The organism is Streptomyces sp. S6 (genome assembly GCF_054880855.1).
Genome location: NZ_JBTYMC010000513.1, coordinates 1 through 2,817 on the forward strand (window position 1 = coordinate 1; position 2,817 = coordinate 2,817).

A 2,817-nucleotide genomic window follows, 5' to 3' on the forward strand; every position below is an offset into this window, starting at 1 on the left:
GCATCCGCGACCTCCCGGGGAACGACGACCCGACAGGCCACCACTCCCACGGAACCACCACTCCTATCCCCGACCAGCGGAAACGCACCGATCACGCCCGGAAAGACAACAGCTTCTAAGCGCTTTGACGTAGGAATGGGCGCTGGCGAGGAGGTGCTGCTCGCTGCTGCACACGTCGGCCGAGAGCCTGGGCCGCTCTGTGGGGCGCGGCCTCGCCAGTGGCCGATCTTGCTGTTTCCTCGGCTCGTCGCCGAGCCTGTCAATCGCCGGTCAGGCTCGCTGCCGTACCCGTACGACGTGCTCGTTCCTCTCGTGTCGGATTGTTGTCTCCAACAGCGCACCGGCCCGAAGGGACACGACAGCGCCTCAGCTCAGGTCGCGTGTCTGCCAGCCGGGCGGGAGCTTGGGCAGGCCGATCAGAGCGTCGATGCCGAGATGTTCCAGCAGCAGCGCTTTGAGATGCCGGCCGTCGATGAGCTCGACGCGGTTGCGGGGCGCGAAGTCCCAGCTAGCCTTGCCGAACCACGCGGTGGTGACCACGATGCCCTTCGAAGCACTCTTGTCGTTCACGATTCCCGCGACCGACCGCACCGTCTCGGCGGAGACCACGTTCTTCGTGCGCTTGGCCTGGATGATGCACAGCCCGCCGATGAGGGGTTCCTCGTTGACCGCGACAGCGTCGATGCCGTCATCCCGGGATGCCTGGGTGACCCACGACTTGAGCCCGATCTTCTCGAATAGCCGCCGGATGAGGTGCTCGAAGTCGATCGGGTCCATCGCGACGAGGTCGGGCCGGCTGTCGAGGCCGGCGACGACATCCCGCTCCGGGGCGATCTTGTACCGGGTCAGGTCGAATGTGACGACAGGCGGAACCGGCTCAAGGTCATAGGGGTGCTGGGAGACGATCGCGTTCAGATAGTGCAGGCTTGCCACCGGGTCGAGTTCGGGCTCGTCCAGCACGAGCTCAGTAAAAGTCTCCCGGCTGACCCGCACACTGATCAGACATGGCTCGATCGCCTTGCCGGTGGCACGGTCCTTGGCGCGGACTTTCCCGTTGAAGGCAACTCCGTCCACGAGTGACGGCGGTGTGACGGCGAAGGCGTCGTCGATCGCCCGCAGCGCGAGTCTGGCCACCAGATCCCTGTACAACGCCTTGCACTCATTCTCCTTCCGTGGCTGTGGGACCACGGCCGGGGGAGCGGAGGCCTTGAACCGGTACTGCGTGACCGGAGGAACCACCGCCTGGGCCGGCAACTCGATCTCCAAAATCAGCTCGCGAGACTCCGGAGCGAACGCCGCCCGCCGGGCACCGCCGAGTCCTTCCGGATAGCCGATGGAGCCCAGCGCCCTCTCCACCCCGACCGCGAACCCTTCCAGATCTCCTTCACCGAGCGCCTGCTCCGCCTGCAGCCGCAGCCCGTGCAGCCCACCGGGGCGGGCGCGCAGAACCGCAGTCAGCACCTCGAGCCGCTCTTCGACCTCGGCCGTCCGGCCTGCAGCCTCCCGGCGCAGACTCTCAGCGCTCTCCTGCTTCGCACGCCGTTCCGCCGCAGCCTTCTCACGGGCCTCAGCACGACGTTTCTGCTCGAGTTCTCTCGCCCGCGCCGCCTGACGCTTCTCAAGATCCCGCACGATCTGCTCGGCCCTACGCGACTCAGCACTCTGCTGCGCCTGCTTCTCCTTCTGCGCCCGCGTCCACGCCTGCGCCTGCTCGCGTTCCCGCCGTGCTTCCTTCTTGGCCCGCTCCGCGGCCTCACGCTCCGCGGCCCGCGCCTGACGTGCCAGCTCCGCCTCAGCCAGCCTCGCGGCTGCGGCCTTCGCCTTCTGGCTGTCCCGATACGCCTGCAACAACTGCGCCGCCAAGGACTTCCTACGCGCCATTTGCCGCCCCCACCACAGGTCAAAACACAACAGCTGCCCCCGACAGAGGCAGAGCAATCTCACGGGCCGGCCCATGGCCTGACTCGCTCGGAACATGACTGCTTTCGCTCGCACCGTCGCGGACAGCCGAAGTCGTCGGCGAGTTCCTGGAGCACAGCGCCGACGCCTTGACGCTGATGCTTTGGGACTCAGCCGGGCCCGACGCGCGATACCCCCGGTTTCCTGTGCCGGACGGTCTGGCCCGGCGCACGTCACGAGCTGTAGCGGGCCGGGCCTTGCTCCAGCCGGCCTCGCCACGCCCAGCCCCCCACACGCGCCTGGCCGCCCGTAAGAGCGCCGGTCCCACTCGGAGGTGACTGCGCGTGGTTCTCCGGAGAGTGTAGAGGCCTGTGCGGTGGGTGCTATTTTGTCCCGCAGGGGGAGCGGCGAGACTGATCCCGGGCGGCAAGGACGGCATACCAGAAGCCGTGTCCACCCGACTGACCGGTCAGAGGCGGGACTTGCGCTGCTCAAGCAGGCACGAGCAGTAGTGGGGAACGTGGCGCAAGCAGGGTCGCACTCGGCGGCAGGGCAGATGACCGGGTACCTCTACCAGTGCGAACTGGCCTTGCTGGAGCTGGCCCGGCACAGTTGGCAGGACGCCACCATCGAAGTGCGCATGGAACTCCTCGACGATATCGAGTTCCTGAGTCCGCAGGACAACACACCGCTGGAGCTCCTGCAGTCCAAACACCGTGAAGCAGCTGGCCCGCTGAGCGAGACCGGCAAAGATTTCTGGCGCTCCGTCGCCTCATGGATCGACGCCCTGAAGAACCTCTCCGACCCCTCAGAAGCTGTTGTCTTTCCGGACTTGAGGACTGTGTTTCCGCTGGTCAGGCGTAGGGTTGGCGATCCCGTGGGAGTTGTGGCCTGTCGTGCTGTTGCTGCCAGGGAGGT

At 66.7% G+C, this 2,817-nt stretch carries 1 protein-coding gene and 1 pseudogene; one reads left to right on the plus strand and one right to left on the minus strand.

Annotation, left to right across the window (positions count from 1 at the left end; genetic code table 11):
• Nucleotides 1-366 precede the first annotated feature (366 nt).
• Nucleotides 367-1,863, minus strand: coding sequence for a restriction endonuclease (locus ACVNF4_RS34525; protein ID WP_461806811.1), 1,497 nt, complete (start codon nt 1,861-1,863; stop codon nt 367-369).
• Between the two features lie 592 nt (nt 1,864-2,455).
• Here ACVNF4_RS34525 and ACVNF4_RS34530 point away from each other — a divergent pair.
• Nucleotides 2,456-2,817 (plus strand): annotated as a pseudogene (locus ACVNF4_RS34530) (ABC-three component system protein); the annotation flags it as partial.